At 47.0% G+C, this 16,095-nt stretch carries 15 protein-coding genes and 2 other annotated features (1 of these 17 cut by a window edge); of the genes, 10 read left to right on the plus strand and 5 right to left on the minus strand.

The genetic code is table 11. The features are described 5' to 3' along the window. Positions 1 to 210 precede the first annotated feature (210 nt). Complete coding sequence (locus MKZ13_RS06490; protein ID WP_339182706.1) at positions 211 to 1,044, plus strand: DUF5808 domain-containing protein; 834 nt, start codon at positions 211 to 213, stop codon at positions 1,042 to 1,044. 54 nt (positions 1,045 to 1,098) lie between these two features. Beyond that, positions 1,099 to 2,688, plus strand: a complete 1,590-nt coding sequence (locus MKZ13_RS06495; protein WP_339182708.1) for a stalk domain-containing protein — start codon at positions 1,099 to 1,101, stop codon at positions 2,686 to 2,688. Positions 2,689 to 2,809: 121 nt separating this feature from the next. On the opposite strand, the gene MKZ13_RS06500 is transcribed toward MKZ13_RS06495, so the two are convergent. Beyond that, positions 2,810 to 4,168 (minus strand): hemolysin family protein, encoded by a 1,359-nt coding sequence (locus MKZ13_RS06500; protein WP_076209623.1) that lies wholly within the window; start codon positions 4,166 to 4,168, stop codon positions 2,810 to 2,812. Positions 4,169 to 4,544: 376 nt separating this feature from the next. Here MKZ13_RS06500 and cls point away from each other — a divergent pair, with 376 nt between their 5' ends. Both cls and MKZ13_RS06510 read left to right on the plus strand, forming a co-directional pair. Beyond that, positions 4,545 to 5,984, plus strand: coding sequence for a cardiolipin synthase (cls, locus tag MKZ13_RS06505; RefSeq protein WP_339182710.1), 1,440 nt, complete (start codon positions 4,545 to 4,547; stop codon positions 5,982 to 5,984). A 341-nt stretch (positions 5,985 to 6,325) separates the two neighbouring features. After that, positions 6,326 to 7,237 carry a YitT family protein gene (locus MKZ13_RS06510; protein ID WP_237176580.1) on the plus strand — a complete coding sequence of 304 codons (912 nt, stop codon included), beginning with the start codon at positions 6,326 to 6,328 and terminating at the stop codon, positions 7,235 to 7,237. A 55-nt stretch (positions 7,238 to 7,292) separates the two neighbouring features. Here MKZ13_RS06510 and ligD read toward each other — a convergent pair whose 3' ends face one another. From ligD to MKZ13_RS06530, 4 genes are all read right to left on the minus strand, one after another. Continuing rightward, complete coding sequence (gene ligD, locus MKZ13_RS06515) at positions 7,293 to 8,183, minus strand: non-homologous end-joining DNA ligase (protein ID WP_339182713.1); 891 nt, start codon at positions 8,181 to 8,183, stop codon at positions 7,293 to 7,295. 40 nt (positions 8,184 to 8,223) lie between these two features. Next, positions 8,224 to 9,174, minus strand: coding sequence for an RNA ligase family protein (locus MKZ13_RS06520; protein ID WP_339182715.1), 951 nt, complete (start codon positions 9,172 to 9,174; stop codon positions 8,224 to 8,226). Positions 9,175 to 9,420: 246 nt separating this feature from the next. After that, complete coding sequence (locus tag MKZ13_RS06525) at positions 9,421 to 10,290, minus strand: VOC family protein (RefSeq protein ID WP_339182717.1); 870 nt, start codon at positions 10,288 to 10,290, stop codon at positions 9,421 to 9,423. A gap of 317 nt (positions 10,291 to 10,607) precedes the next feature. After that, positions 10,608 to 11,522, minus strand: coding sequence for a Ku protein (locus tag MKZ13_RS06530; RefSeq protein WP_017690092.1), 915 nt, complete (start codon positions 11,520 to 11,522; stop codon positions 10,608 to 10,610). Positions 11,523 to 11,891: 369 nt separating this feature from the next. On the opposite strand from MKZ13_RS06530, the gene MKZ13_RS06535 reads away from it, so the two are divergent. The 6 genes from MKZ13_RS06535 to tsaD all read left to right on the plus strand — a co-directional run bounded on the left by MKZ13_RS06535 (position 11,892) and on the right by tsaD (position 15,560). Next, positions 11,892 to 12,188 (plus strand): hypothetical protein, encoded by a 297-nt coding sequence (locus MKZ13_RS06535; RefSeq protein WP_186327780.1) that lies wholly within the window; start codon positions 11,892 to 11,894, stop codon positions 12,186 to 12,188. Between the two features lie 4 nt (positions 12,189 to 12,192). Next, entirely contained in the window at positions 12,193 to 12,369 is a 177-nt protein-coding gene (locus tag MKZ13_RS06540) for an H-type small acid-soluble spore protein (protein ID WP_145321463.1), read from the plus strand. A gap of 266 nt (positions 12,370 to 12,635) precedes the next feature. Then, positions 12,636 to 13,118, plus strand: coding sequence for a tRNA (adenosine(37)-N6)-threonylcarbamoyltransferase complex ATPase subunit type 1 TsaE (gene tsaE / locus MKZ13_RS06545; RefSeq protein ID WP_211084337.1), 483 nt, complete (start codon positions 12,636 to 12,638; stop codon positions 13,116 to 13,118). Continuing rightward, on the plus strand, positions 13,115 to 13,969 hold the full coding sequence (gene tsaB / locus MKZ13_RS06550) for a tRNA (adenosine(37)-N6)-threonylcarbamoyltransferase complex dimerization subunit type 1 TsaB (RefSeq protein ID WP_339182723.1): 855 nt from the start codon (positions 13,115 to 13,117) through the stop codon (positions 13,967 to 13,969). Before tsaE ends, tsaB begins: the two co-directional genes overlap by 4 nt. Positions 13,970 to 13,986: 17 nt before the next feature. Continuing rightward, complete coding sequence (gene rimI / locus MKZ13_RS06555; protein ID WP_036668955.1) at positions 13,987 to 14,508, plus strand: ribosomal protein S18-alanine N-acetyltransferase; 522 nt, start codon at positions 13,987 to 13,989, stop codon at positions 14,506 to 14,508. Next, positions 14,505 to 15,560, plus strand: coding sequence for a tRNA (adenosine(37)-N6)-threonylcarbamoyltransferase complex transferase subunit TsaD (tsaD, locus tag MKZ13_RS06560; RefSeq protein ID WP_017690086.1), 1,056 nt, complete (start codon positions 14,505 to 14,507; stop codon positions 15,558 to 15,560). Before rimI ends, tsaD begins: the two co-directional genes overlap by 4 nt. 91 nt (positions 15,561 to 15,651) lie before the next feature. Beyond that, positions 15,652 to 16,010 (plus strand) — a binding site (T-box leader). 67 nt (positions 16,011 to 16,077) lie between these two features. Further along, positions 16,078 to 16,095: a binding site (T-box leader), on the plus strand (it continues 321 nt past the right edge of the window).

Genomic DNA, 16,095 nt, shown 5'->3' on the forward strand with positions numbered 1-16,095 from the left:
CTATCCTTTGCACCATATCTGACAAGGGAAACCATTAGCTTTGGGGTTACGGTAAGTCAATATAATTACTACACACCCACCTTACGTAAGCTAAGGAGTACGTTTGCTACCGTAAGTCTGATCGGAAACGGGATGATTATACTTATCTGTCTGTATTTTCTCCGATCTGCTAATGAAGATTCTACCGCAATGATTACCGGTGTTAGTACAATGATATTTATTGTGTACTGGGCAGCACTACACATCTTATTCCATTTCAAGATGAAAAAGATAAAAGGAACACTTACAACTGTAGAAGCACCTCAAAGAGTTAAAATCGATACCACCTTCCGCCAAAATAAACTCACCTATTCCAACTATTGGTTTCTCGTTCACATGGCTATTATTGTAGCTATTGCAATCATTACGATCCTGAATTATAAGGCACTCCCTAACGCCATTCCCATAAAATATGATCTTCAGGGCCATGTCACTTCCAGTGTACCTAAAACCTACCTCTCGGTACTGGCTATTAATCTTGTACAGCTAGGAATCATTGCACTTCTGATGTTGGTGAACTGGAGTATTAAATCAAGCAAACAACAGCTTACTACGTCTAATCCGGGCCAATTTGCTGCTGAGAATATTCAATTCCGCCGTAAATGGTCCCTATTTACGATTGTAACAGGCTTACTTCTTACCATTTTATTTGCCTTCATTCAGATCAGTATGTTCGTCCCTAATCTGGTCTTGTTAACAGCTATTAGCCTCATCACTCCTGTGGTGATCGTATTAGGTGTTGTATGGCTGTCTCTCACAGGCAGACAAGGCGGTGGGAAAATTCGTAATCAACAAAAGGATCACGAACGATCTAAGGAGCAGCCTGTGAATGACGATGATTATTGGAAGCTTGGGTTTATTTACTTCAATGCCAATGATCCTTCTTTAACCATAGAAAAGCGTTATGGAATAGGTTGGACGATTAACTTCGCTCGTCCACTATCTTGGGTCCTGTTGTTATTCATCATTGCTATTGTTGTTATAAGTATAGTTCTGAGCCAATAACTGCTCATAGATCTATGCATATGATAGATAAAATGATTAGGAGGAATTATTACAATGAACAATTGGAAAAAGCTATTACTTTCTCTTACTTTCGTAGGTCTCATCCTTCCGGTGACATCCATCTCAGAAGCTGCTGAAAAATCTGCTGGTAGTGAAAATCTTGTTCCTATTCGTGAGATTGCAGAAAAGAATGGGGCAGAGGTATCTTGGCAACAAAAGACAGGCGAAATCACAATACGAAAAAGTGAGCTTACGATTATAGTTAAGGTAGGAGAGAAACAGGCGATGGTGGATGGGCAAGCCATATCCTTAAACAATCCTGTTCAGTTAACGAAAGGAACTACCTATATGGATGGGGCATTTCTTTCCGAGACGCTGAAGGCAGCACCTGAGGACAGATTCATTTCACTTATTAGTGAGGGCGATGGCAAGGAGGCTGCCAAGTATGTTCATACCTCTGTGAGTGGAGTGTTGTCACCCACGTTGTTGAGCCAGCTGTGGGGAGCTTTAGAAGGACAAAATGGCAAAATTACAAGTGAAGCCATAGCTAAGCATGTAGAAAATAATACAGTGCATCGCAATGTTACCTATACGTTCAAAACAGAGCTGACTCGTTTGAATATTACGGTCAGAATGAATCATAACGGACTTGTGGATGATTTGCATATTGCCGCCGCTACGCCAGATGTGTATCAAAAACCAAGCTACGACGACCCATCTGCCTATACAGAACAAGCCATTACGGTTGGTCAGGGTGATTTGGCTTTGCCAGGGACATTAACTTTGCCCAAGGGAGAGGGACCTTTCCCGGTTGTCATTCTGGTACACGGATCTGGGCCTAACAATCAAGATGCTGCCATTGGTGGTGCAAAGCCGTTTCGCGATCTTGCGGTAGGTTTAGCTTCACAAGGAGTTGCTGTATTAAGATACGATAAGGTCACGTATGAGCATACCTATAAGGTGGCTTCACAGCCTAAATTCACATTAAAACAAGAGAGCGTAGATCAGGTAAATGATGCAGTGGAATTCCTTAAAAAGAATGCACATATTGATTCTACAGCGATTTTTGTAGCTGGACATAGTCAAGGCGGGTTTGCAATGCCATTAATCATTGCTGAGGATAAACAACATGATATTGCAGGAAGTATTCTACTTGCTGCACCAAGTAGTAGCTTCGTGGATGTGCTTACCGAGCAGCAGGACGAATTGGTAGAGCGGATGAAGCAGCTTGGTTTAGACACGGAGATGATTCAAGGACAAGCCGATTTTTATAAAAATGTGACTGCGATGGTTAAAGATCCAAAATACTCTGTAGATCATCTTCCTGAGGCGTTTCCACTTCAACCTGCTTATTGGTGGTTTGAGCAGAGAGATTATGTGCCTGCGGAACTGGCTAAAACACAAAATACACCTATGCTTGTTATACAAGGCGAAAATGATGTGCAAGTGTCTATGGATCAATTCCAAACCTGGAAATCGTCGCTTCAAGGTCATTCCAATGTAACGTTCAATAGCTATCCAAAGGTAAATCATCTTTTATCCAGCTATGATGGACTTTCAATCGGTCAAGAGTACGCTGAGCCATCTAATGTCTCCAAAGCCATTATCGATGATATTGCAAAGTGGGTATTAAAATCTAACTAAAAACGGGAGTTCCATTCTTGGTTGAATGATAAATTGGAGAAGTGACGGATGGGGCGAGATATATAAGAAGAGCACTTACCGATATAGGCAAGTGCTCCTTTTCTTTTTTTACAAATTTGCTTTATTTAGACCAATTGGACTCTTTCTCGTCTTCATCGGTATAATCAGACATGGTCAGTGGTTCCTTGGGAACAACGGCCACTTTGTAGAACCGATTTTTATCTTTTTCCAGCAAAACAAAAATTAGATTCTCGAACTCATATTCTTCCTGTTCGTTCATCTCGGGACGATGGCTGTAGAGCCATCCACCAATGGTGTCCCACTCATCTGCATCCAGGCTGGACATAAACATGTCGTTCACCTTCGATAAGGAAACCTTACCATCCATAATGACATAGTTCTCATTGATGACTTGAATATCTTCCACTTCGTCTGCGTCGAACTCGTCGCGAATCTCACCAACAATCTGCTCAAGTACATCCTCGATGGTTACAATTCCGGAAGTTCCGCCATATTCATCGACCAGCACGGCGATATGTACGCCATCCTTCTGCATTTTCTTGAGCAAGTCCTTCACAGGAGTTGTTTCGTGAACAGCCGATACAGGCTGGATCAGGGAGGATAGATCGACAGGTTCATCGTTTCCGTAAAGTTCCAGGAAGAATTGTTTCGTATTAATGATACCGATGATATCGTCTTTACTCTCATTAACTACCGGAAAACGGGTATATTGTTCCTCACGAATGATCTCCAGGTTTTCCTCATTCGTTCTATTCACATAAAGGCAGACCATATCGGTCCGGGGTACCATGATTTCTTTGGCTAACATCTCATCAAAGGCAAAGATCCGGCTTACATAACCGAACTCGGCTTGGTTGATTTTACCACTTTCAAAGCTTTCATTAATAATGATCTGCAACTCTTCTTCGGAGTGTGCATCTTCATGCTCGGAAGCAGGTTTGATTCCGAACAGTTTCACCAGTTGGTTCGCTGAGCCGTTTAACAGCCAGATAAAAGGATACATAATTCGGTTAAACCAGATGATAGGTGTAGACGTCAGCAGTGCAACAGTCTCGGCTTTCCGGATTGCAATCGTTTTTGGAGCGAGTTCACCAACCACAACATGCAGATACGTGATGGAAGCAAACGCGATAACAAACGATAAGAATGAAGAAACCGCCTCAGGAATTTGCAAGCTTTCAAACACAGGGTGGAGAATCTTCTCTACCGTCGGTTCACCCAGCCAGCCCAGTCCCAGAGATGTGATCGTGATTCCAAGCTGGCAGGCAGACAAATATCCGTCCAGATTGGCAACGGCTTGTTTAACAGCCAGCGCACGCTTGTTTCCTTCTGCAATCATTTGGTCGATCCGGCTCGGTCGAACCCGCACCAGAGCGAATTCCACTGCAACAAAAAACGCCGAAAGTCCTATCAAAAAAGCAACCATTACTAAATTTAACGCATACCTCTCACTTTCCATTCACTGCTCTTCTCCTTTAGGTAATAAGTTTTTAACGATTATTATATCTAATTTTACGTAAGAAGACCACCTCCAGACAAAGAAATGAGGAAGAGTCTGGAAGGTGGAATGAGCAGATTGGCGTCACAAAGCGAATCTGCTCCATCATTAAACTGATATGTAGAAGGTAACACAGTCAAAATATACAATGAACAAAGTAGAAATCTGAATTTCCAGAATCAAGTATTCCGTCTGCTTATGTAAAGTTTTATCTAAGTAAACGTTACGAATAGGGGGTACAATGGGTATCTATGATTAGCTGATTACATAATCGTCAAAGCTGTGTAGGTGAGAGAAGGGCAAGGTCATGAAGCTTGCTACTTGAGGAGGAAGCCAAATGTTCTGGCTGGTCATTATATTACTCGTATTTATTTTCCAGGCAGCCACAATTCTACTGCTGGAATTTCGTAATCCGGCTAAAGCTGTGGCTTGGCTGTTTATTTTGTTCTGCGTGCCTTTGATCGGTTTTGTAGTGTACTATTTCGTAGCGCAGGATTATAACAAACGAAAAAAACTTCGCAAAGGTGGATCGCGGATCTTCCGTGAAATGAAGGAAACGATCTGGGAACAAGCCCACATCATTGGAGATGTCGAACATATGCCTGGTGATCGTTTCAGCCACCAGCATCGATTGTTTAACCTGTTATCCCATCTGTCGGAGAGCCCGATTACAGGTTGTAACAACAGTACGGTGCTCACAAATGGTGAAGAGGCATTTGCGGCAATGCTGAGTGAAATGGAAAAAGCAAAGCACCATCTACATGTGGAATTTTACATTTTCCGTGATGATGTGATCAGTACGAAGTTTCAGGATGTCATGATTCGCAAGGCACAGGAGGGCGTGAAGGTTCGGTTTATTTGTGATGGTCTCGGCAGCCACAAGATGAGTTGGAGTTTTATCCGCAAACTGCAGGATGCAGGTGTGGAGTTTCATTATTTTCTCCCACCACTGATTGCAACGATTGACCGAAGAGTCAACTACCGGAATCACCGTAAAATTGTTGTTGTGGATGGACAGGTTGGCTTCGTGGGTGGCATTAATGTAGGCGATGATTACCTTGGACGATATCCGGAGGTGGGTTTCTGGCGGGATACACATGTGCAGATTGAGGGAGATGCCGTATATTTCCTGCAAAGTACGTTCCTTAACGACTGGAAATTGGCTTCCGGTGAGCGAATTACCGAACCCCAGCTTGTGGAATTGTTTCCACCTCATATCTGTAGCGGGGAAGAACGAATTCAGATTCTGGCCAGTGGGCCGGATCAGGACTGGGATGCCATTCAGGAAATGTGTTTTGGAGCCATTTCGGTAGCCTGTGACCGGATTTACATTACCACACCTTATTTTATTCCTGATCCTGCCCTGTATGAGGCACTCAAAACAGCCGCTGTCAGTGGCGTTGATGTGAAAATTATCATTCCGTATCAATCCGATTCAAAGCTTGTTCATTTGGCATCCCTTTCATATGTAGAGGAACTTCTGCGAGCAGGTGTTGAGTTCTTCCAATATCGCAAAGGTTTTGTACATGCCAAAGTGATGATTGTGGATGAGTTGCTTGCAACGGTAGGCACGGCCAATATGGATATGCGCAGTTTTTTTTGCAATTTTGAGTTAACGGCTGTCCTGTTCGAGTCCTCTCCGATTCGTCGTTTGATCACTGACTTTGAACGTGATCTCGGGGAATGCAGTCAGATCAATGGGGAGGTATTTCAGAGGCGTTCACGACGGCAAAAAGGCGCAGAAATGCTTTCTCGGATGCTTTCTCCGCTTCTTTAGCCGATTTAGGGCAGATTTCTGAAGATAAGTTCACTTTTTGTGAATTTATCTTCTTTTTGCTAAGTATTTTGCGCAAATTTGATCTTTTATGATATAATAGATATATAAATTATGTCTTGGTGAGGAGGGGAGTCTGCGGGAAAACAGGCTCCCTTTTGCTCTCTTCTGAAAGTGCAAACCGGGATGAAGACCATTTTGAATCCATTTTATATCGCCTTTAGATGCTTGTGCTTGTATAGCCAGGGTACATGTAGAACGCTGTTTTCTAGATGTAGATTCACCCTGAGTATTTAAATGATTTATAAAATGGATTCACACACTGATTTAACGGGGGGGATACCATGTCCAATGTAACGGTGAAAGAACTAACAGCCAAGCCAGCTGACCGCGGGGTCAAAAGCTCGGTGTTTACATTAAAGCTGCTGCAACGTATTGTGATGATTCTGATTGGTGCTGCACTAATGGCTGTATCACTTGAAATATTCCTTGTGCCCAATGGCGTAATTGATGGAGGGATTACAGGTATTTCGATTATGGTGTCAGAGCTTACACATCTGCCGCTCGGAATATTCCTGACCTTGCTCAACTTGCCTTTCCTGATTCTGGGATACAAGCAGATTGGTAAAACATTTGCATTATCCACGCTGCTGGGGATCGTGGTCATGTCCATCGGGACTTCATTATTGCACCATGTTCCTGCATTAACACCAGGAGAGCCATTGCTCGGAGCCGTATTCGGCGGATTGATCCTGGGTGTGGGGGTTGGACTCGTTATCCGTTCTGGTGGTTCACTGGATGGTACGGAGATTGTCGCCATCCTGCTGAGTGAGAAATCACCGTTGTCTGTAGGACAGATCGTATTGTTCATTAACGTATTTATTTTCGCGGGTGCAGGATTTGTATTCGGCTGGCCGAACGCCCTGTATTCCATGATTGCATATTATATTGCGATGAAGATGATTGATATTGTGAATGAGGGACTTGACCAGTCCAAATCGGTATGGATCATTAGTGAGAAGTATCGTGATATCGGTTCTGCCCTGACAGACCGTCTCGGTCGTGGTGTGACTTTCCTCGATGGAGAGGGCGGATTCAGCGGGGACGAGAAAAAGATCATCTTTGTCGTGATCACCCGTCTGGAAGAAGCAAAGTTGAAGACCATCGTTGAAGATTGGGACCCGCAAGCCTTTGTGGCTATCGGTAACATTCATGATGTGAAGGGCGGACGATTCAAGAAAAAAGGTATCCATTAGCGATTGATATACGCATGAATGATAATAGCCGACACCCTTGTGATGAGGGAGTCGGCTATTTTTTCTTCAAATGTTTGAGAATGAGCTCCACCGGTTGGGGTTCAACAGCTGCGATTAAATCACCGGTTTTGTTCAAGCGTTCAATAATGTTCATCAGATGGTAATCCTGGATGGAGACGTTGCTTCTAACCTCGTCCCAGGTAAGGGGTGTAGAGACAGTGGCCCCGGATTTGGCACGTGGTGTATAGGGAGCGGCAAGGGTCTTGCCTCCATAATGCTGGAGATAGTCAAAATAAATGCGGTCTCCACGGTCCTTTTTGAGTCGTTCCAGTGTGAACAGTTCCGGGTGCTTCTGAGTGACATATTTGCCCACAAAATAACCGATCTCTCTCAATTCATCAAAGGTTACTCCTTGCACAATGGGAACAATGATTTGAACTCCTGTTGCGCCCGAAGTTTTGGGAATAGACCTCAGACCAAGGGAAGTCAGGGTTTCCCCAACGATGAGTGCAGCTTGCATGATCCGCGGCTCGTGTTCTTGAGAGGGGTCCAGATCAATCATCCATTCACTGGGCAGATGGCTTCCCACAGTATGCAGAGAAGGATGAAATTCAAGTGCGGCCAGATTGCCAAGCCATAACAATTCGGGAAGTCCATTCATGACCACATAGCGGATGCCGTCGTGAACTTCAGTCCGCACATAATCTGGTATAGGCTCAGGGGCATTCTTTTGATAGAAAAATGTCCCTCCAGCGCCGTGGGGATATCTTATCGTGGTGAGAAGTCGATTGCTCGTATATGTGAGCAGATAAGGAGCCAGAGCGGCCAGCTTTTGCAGATAGATGGCTTTGGTGACACCCGCATCCGGCCATAACAGCTTGTCCGGGTTCGTTACCGTCAGTTCTGTGCCTTCTATTATGATGGTTCCCTGGATCTTGGGGGCCATATGGAACACCTCCTATACGTGTAATCAATCTTGGACTGAGTCATTGAAGAAGCTGGTTCGCCAGGCAATCCTCGCGGGTTACATCCGCGAAGGTCTGAATACTGGGATGGCGTAGAGTGTGATGGTGAGTCAGCTCCATATATTGCACTTTGACTCCTATTCGCGGTTCCACCCAGGTGGTCTCTGCACTGCGCTCGGGTACATTATGGAACGGTCTGTCCTGTCTGATCAAAGGCTCGACTTGATGGGTGAGTTCCCGCCACGTATTGGAGTTCAATTTGCCAGTCCCGACATGACCAATATAGACAAAATTAGGCCCATCATATACACCGACCGCGACGGCATTCACAATACCGCTCCGGTACGTGACTCCCCCGATCATGGCATATACATCATGCATGATTTTGACTTTCTGCCAGCGCTGGTCCTTGCCCTGTATGCCATAACTGCTGGTGAGATCCTTGCAGACAATGCCTTCCATCTGATGTTGTCTCATGACCGTAAGCAGGGAAGCGGCATCAAGCGTATTGGTGACCTCCTGAACATGGGGAGCGGTGTTAAGGACCTCGTGCAACAGGCGCTGTCGATCTGCCAAAGGCTGATCCGTCACCCATTTCCCCTCATAGAACAGGATATCAAATACCATATATGTGACCGGAATCTGATGTATGGCTTGGGCGATACCTTCGGGTCTGCTCATCCGATCCCGCCGAAGAACATGATAAAACGAAGGTTTTCCGGTGTCTGGGTCCAGCGCAATAACTTCTCCATCCAAAATATAAGAGGAGCCTGAACATAAATTGCGTGGTGTTACCAGCTCGGGATACTGTGCGGTTCGATCATGTAATCTGCGATTCACCAGGCGCAGCTCATGCCCGTCCTCATAGGCGAGCATGCGGACTCCATCCCACTTGACCTGGGCAATCCATTGCGGTCCTGTTGGTAAGGTATCTCTGGAGATGGGTTCGAATGGAATCAACGGTTTGAACATGGGGTACTCCTTTCTTGTCCGGAGCATTAGAGAAACGAACGCCCTAAACATCATGCGTCTTTTCGATCTCCATATTTTTTGAATTTAACTTGTCGGAGTAGTCGTTAGGATGCACTAATATGGACGGTCTTATAAAAAGCGAATGAAAAAGCCCGGGTATCCGATCTCTCTGTGATGTGGAGAAATCAGGTACTCGGGCTTATGTTATGAAATTATTCCATAATGATCGTGTGTGTCCTAACAAAATCAATTGGCAGCGGTTAGACGTACACGGATGTTCTGTGGGTCTACCGTAAACCAGGTACCCTCCACTTGTGTAACGACTGCACCGGAATGACGCAATTGTTCAAGTGCCTGATCCAATTGTTCCTTTGAGGCGTACACAATGGTGAAGTAGTCAATTCCTGTAGCGTTATCTGGATTAGCAGGTGCATTCACTCCTGCCCAGATATTAAGTCCCAGATGGTGATGATAACCCCCAGCGGAAACAAACAGCGCAGACATGTTGGCGAAGTTGCCCACGATATCAAAACCGAGTATGCCGGTGTAATAGTTGCGGGCTTCTTCCAGGCTGCGGACGTGGAAATGTACATGACCAATAACAGTGCCAGCAGGCAGACCCTGCCAAGGTTCATTCTCTGATATGGCAAAAAGGCTTTCCACATCAACAGGATCACTTGCCATTACGTAGTTATTGTCGCTATCCCGTTTCCAGGTATCACGTGCGCGGTCCGCATAGATTTCAATTCCGTTCTGATCGGGATCGGAGATATAGAAAGCTTCGCTGACCAAGTGATCGCCTTGGCCGATATCGATGCCGGATGCAGCCAGATTACGAAGAGCAAGACCCAGGGACTTGCGGTCAGGAAGCAGGATGGCGAAATGATACAAGCCAGCGTGTGAGCGTTCCGGCAGGGTAATTCCATCCGTGAGCTCTTCCAATCGCAGCAGGGACTGTTTTCCGTCGGCTGTCAACGTAGCCACTTTGCCACTCCGCTCAAGTAATTTTAATCCAACCACATCGGTATAGAACTTAATTGAACGCTCCAGGTTCATAATTCGCAGACTCACTTCACCCAGATGGGTTGTGGCAGGGATTTGATACGTTGTATTCATGATGGTTTCCTCCTGAGAATAGATAATATAGGTTCTCGTTTGATTGTGTATATGCGTTGAAAACGGATTATTTAATTGCATACTGTTGAAGCAGAATTACAGGGTGACTGTATATTCATAAATAAGTTACTTTTCATAAGTTAATATAAAATATAAATCAGCTTTCGTCAATCGCATTTTGCAATTATAACTGGAGTTTTATTGACTAGTACTGCTTCAATCGTTCTGTAAAACAAAAAAATCCGACTGTGAAGCCGGATCGGAGTAGACCTCGTTACATGAGTCATATAACGGAATCGGTCTTGCCTTAGCGACATTCAAACTTTTGGTTTGGGTGTCGCCTTTTTTCTTTTGGCTGGTGCAGCAGGTGTATCGGATTCTCCTCCGGCAACCGCTTGAGCAGGCGTTTTTCGCGGTGCACGTTTCTTAGGCTTGGCCGTTGTTGTCCCAGGGTCAGCCGGAATAGGCTTCACGGCCTCGATACTTGCCTGCAAGGCAGCCATCAAATCCATCACGTTGGCTTCAGGTTTGGCTGGAGCAATCTTGATTTCTTCGCCTGCCACTTTGTGCTGAATAAGATCCAGCAGTTTGCTGCGATAGTCATCGGTGTATTTACCGGGTTCAAAAGGCGTGGACAATTGATCAATCAGCAACTTTGCCATCGTGAGTTCCTTTTCATTCACGTTCTGCACTTCAGGCAAGTTGGGCACCTGGGAGACAGGACGAATCTCGTCCGGATAGAAAATCGTCTCCATGGAGAGGCAATCTTCCAGCACACGTATGGCAGCCAGACTGCTTTTGGAGCGAATGGAGATTTTGGCGATCCCAATTTTGCCGGTATCTCGCATCGCGTTCATCAACAACTGGTAGGCATTTCCCCCAGCCTGATCGGGCGATAGGTAATATGTTTTCTGAAAATAGATCGGATCAATCTCAGTCAAGTCGACAAAATCCAGTATGGTAATGGTTTTGCTGGTGGAATCATTTAACGCTTCCAATTCATCTTTCTCGAAGAGAACAAACTTTCCTTTTTCATATTCATAGCCTTTGGTGATCTCTTCCCACTTCACGTCCACTTCACAGGAGGGACATTGACGAACATAAGCGAGCGGGCTGCCGCAGACTTTATGGATATAGCGCATCGAGATGTCTTTGTCTTCGGTAGCCGAGAACATTTTGACAGGGACATGCACAAGGCCAAAACTGATTGCACCTTTCCAGACGGTATGCATAGATCGGCTCCTTTCAAAAGGTTGTTCAAAAATTTCCGCTTTTGATTACGAATCATGCCTAGCGGCATGATCAGCATCGAATATGAAATTCAGCCCAAATGTCCGTTGCTCACGTAGTTTGCCTACGCTCCGCTACTCCATTTCTAGCTTTATTCCATCTTCTCGGTACTGAAAACCGGACTTTTTGAACACGGATTATATTCAATAGTATGGGCATCTGGCGCGAGGGATAATCGTCTTGTAGACGAACGAATTCGTATGGTTCGGCGAGACTCGGGGATGATAACAGAAACATGTTTGGATTCCGACAGGAAGACGAGCATGGGATAGGTAGTTATTCTCGCAGCACATATGCCGGGAGGTGCAATATTGAAGAACAGACGTGATGAGGAAGAAGCACACAAGCATGCATTTTCTCCATATCCTCTTGCCGAAGCCGAAAGTGCTGAAGAATTCTATACACCTGCTACAGCTGTAAACTGGGAAGCGGTCACTTCGGAAGAATTGCCCCTTGATCGGGAGTCGTTCATGCTCGACATTGACCGGATGGTGAATGAAGGGTTAGGCGGGGGACAGGTTACGGAAGATAACGGTTATATTGGTGATAGCACAACAGACACCATGATTAGGGAAGACCACGAAGATCCGGAAGGGGAGTATGAATAAGATGATGGATGCAAAGCGGGCCAAAGCGATCTATGATTCGAAGGATACTATTGCTGTTACGCTGGAAGGTGATCCGGTCTGGATCGAGAGTGTGGATGAAGCCAATGGCATGGCAACCGTTCAGGTGGGCAGTAACCCGGGAAATACCCATACGGTACGTGTGGATCGTTTGGAGGAGTAGATACAAGTAGCATATAGTTATTGAGGGATTTGAGAATGAATAAAAGCTGAAATTTATGCATAACACGGCCGGTACCGAGAGGTGCCGGTTTTTGGTTTTTCCTAGTGGGTGTCTGAAACTTCGAAGGAAGCGAGTTTTGTGACACGTCTAATAATGCATGTTATATTTCCGCTTGCCTCCTTGGATGTTGCGGGGGAAGAAAGGGACCGATATAATAAGGTTCAAAGTGAACTCAGGCGGCTGGACCGCCAAAGGTGGGGCGAATATTGAATCAGACGCACGAGCAGTGGGTGTATCAATCCCATGGCATTGCAGATACAGAAGCACTCGCTTCCGCACTCGCCAGACAGGCAAACGCCGGCATGGTGGTTGCTTTGGATGGTGATCTGGGCGCGGGTAAAACGGCATTTTCACAGAAATTTGCCTGGCATTTGGGTGTACGTGATGTGGTAAGCAGTCCCACATTCACGCTAATTAAGGAGTACGAAGGGCGTTTGCCTTTATATCACATGGATGTATATCGCATATCGCTGGAAGAAGCGGATGAGCTTGGACTTGATGAATATTTCTATGGAGCCGGAGTCAGTCTGGTGGAGTGGTCGAGTATCATTCCCGAATTGCTGCCGCAAGAGCATTTGCATGTGCAGATTGAAACAACGGGCCTGGAGGATCGAACGATTACACTGGATGGGTACGGCGAGACTTATGCAGCCATGTGCCGACAGTTCAGACAGAATGGGGTCAAATGATGATGGAAGATTTACAAAAAGAGCCGCGTCAGCGGTTTTTGGCGTTGGATACATCCACCGCAGTGATGGCAGCTGCGATGATGGAAGATCATGCGCTTCTGGAAGAACGCAATGAACGGGCTGAGCGCAACCATTCGGTACACGTTGTACCGGTGATGGAGCAGCTGCTGGCCGCCAGCAACACACAGCCAGGGCAACTTGACGGCATTGCCGTTGGCGTTGGCCCAGGCTCGTACACGGGCATCCGCATTGCGGTGACCGCGGCGAAGACACTGGCCTGGGCGTGGGACATCCCCGTAGCCGGGGTGTCCAGCCTTCAGGCCATCGCCTGGGGCGGCTGGCACAGCGGCCTTGCCGCCAAGGCGGAAGCTGCGGCAGAGGATGCCGCAGCAGGGGCTGGCGGAACGCCATCCGCGGACCAGGGCAGCACAGGTGCTGCCCCTGTCCACTGGATCGTTCCGCTTGTGGATGCACGGCGCGGTCAAGCGTGCACCGCGCTGTTTGCCTCCGCCGGGAGCGATGCCCCCCGGCGTCTGGCGCCTGATGCCATCCGCAAGATGGACGGATGGCTGGAAGCCCTCGCCGCCCGCATGGCGGAGGCGGCGCCGGAAGAGCGGCCCGCAGCCGTCTGGATCGTCGGCGAGACGGGCCCTCATGCTGCGGCAGCGGCGGAGCTTCACTGCCCCGCAGGAACGGCGCTCCAGCTCGTACCTTATGAGCTGGAAGGCCGCTGGGTTGGGCGCCTTGGCGCTGCCGCGCTGCTTGCAGGTCAGCGTGATGACGTGCATGCGCTGGTGCCGAACTACACCCAGCTGTCTGAAGCGGAAGCCAATCTGCTGCGCAAAGGCTAAAGGGGGAGGGGAAGCAGATGGACAATGTGGCGAATAATAAGCAGGAAGCAACGCTTCAGTTCAGGTTCATGACACTCGCGGATATTCCCGATGTGATGGAGATTGAACATGAGGCCTTTACCCTGCCCTGGACGGAAGAAGCATTTCAAAATGAATTGACACACAATCATTTTGCTAAATATATGGTGATGGAATTGGAAGGCAAGGCCATTGGCTATGCAGGTATGTGGACAATCATGGATGAAGCCCATATTACCAATATTGCAGTCAGAGGCGCGTATCGTGGACGCAAGCTTGGCGAAAAGTTATTGGATGAATTAATGAGCACAGCGGCTTATCTCGGGATGGAACGAATGACGTTGGAGGTCAGAGTCTCGAACAGCATTGCTCAGCGTTTATATCAGAAAAAAGGGTTTGAATCGGCGGGTCTTCGTAAGGGGTATTACTCCGATAATGGGGAAGATGCGATGATTATGTGGGCGAACTTGCCGTCTGCAGGCCGGAGCGGCGAAGAGGAAGGAAGCGTACTGGATTCATGAACGAACTTAATGAAAAAATAAATTCTGCACCATCCTACATTTTGGCGGTGGAGACAAGCTGTGATGAAACGTCGGTAGCAGTAGTGAAGGATGGACGGGAAGTGCTGTCCAATCTGATCTCAAGTCAGATTGAGACGCATAAGGCATTTGGTGGAGTAGTACCTGAAGTGGCTTCACGGAAACACGTTGAAGTCATTACGTTGATGCTGGAACAAGCGATCGAACAGTCCGGCATTCGTCCACGTGATCTAAGTGCAATTGCTGTAACACAGGGACCTGGGCTGGTCGGAGCACTGCTGGTGGGTATCGTTGCGGCCAAAACGATGGCGATGGCACTGGGCAAACCGCTCATTGGCACACATCATATTGCCGGGCATATCTATGCCAACCGACTTACTCATGAACTGCAATATCCAGCGATGGCACTGGTCGTATCCGGTGGACATACAGAACTTGTGCATATGGAATCCGAGGGCAAGTTCAAGCTGATTGGTCGTACACGTGATGATGCTGTAGGCGAAGCGTATGACAAAGTAGCACGTGCACTGGGTTGTCCTTATCCTGGTGGCCCGCATGTGGACCGGATGGCGTCTGAAGCGGAGGACGTAGTGCCATTACCACGGGTATGGCTGGAAGCAGGTTCGTACGATTTCAGTCTCAGTGGTCTGAAGTCTGCTGTACTGAATGTGCTCAACCAGGCTAAAATGCGCGGAGAAACCTTGGAGCCGTCTGCGGTTGCGCGTGGTTTCCAGGAAGCTGTTGTTGAAGTACTGGTGGAGAAAGCGGTTAGAGCAGTTCGTGAGTATGGTTCACGACAATTGCTGTTGTGTGGTGGTGTTGCAGCAAACCGGGGATTGCGCTCGGCTTTACAGGAGCGATGCACGAAGGAAGGGCTTGAACTGTTAATCCCGCCAATGGAATATTGTACAGATAATGCGGCCATGATTGGAGCGGCTGCGTATCTGAAATGGCAGCGGGGAGAAATTGCTGAATTTGATGCGAAGGCAGATCCGGGACTTTCCTTGGAGGAATGGTCCGTTCAGTCCGTATAGGCAAGCAGTTTGAGATTAAGAGTTGACAACAGGGATGTAAAGAATGTATATTTAGTTACAAATTTAAACAGGAATTCAGATTCCTGAACTGATAAACGCGATGAACAGGAATAGTAAGGTCATTCCCGGTTATAGAGAGCTGCGGTATGGTGCAACGCAGTCGAAGGAAACCTGAAACTCACCTGGAAGCGGAACGATGGAACACGGTGACTCCCCGGGAGAATCCGAAGGCCGATCATGGCCCAAAGTACATGGTTACGGGTTGCCTCCGTGAATGGGCCGTTGTTGGTAGGACCGTTATTACAAGGATCAACTGACGATAATTGAGGGGGCTTTCAGGCTGCTTCAAGTGATCCAGATATGCGAAAGCATTCAGGGGTTGTCTTGAATGAACAGGAAGGAAGTCAACAAGAGTGGTACCGCGAAGGTGAACAGCCTGTCGTCTCTTGCATTATTGCATGAGGTGGCAGGCTTTTTTTGATTTTCAAAATAAGGATGAATGAAGTTAGGTCATATTATAAATGTGATGAACGGG

The sequence above is a fragment of the Paenibacillus sp. FSL R5-0701 genome, assembly GCF_037973995.1.
In the GTDB taxonomy this organism is placed as follows: domain Bacteria; phylum Bacillota; class Bacilli; order Paenibacillales; family Paenibacillaceae; genus Paenibacillus.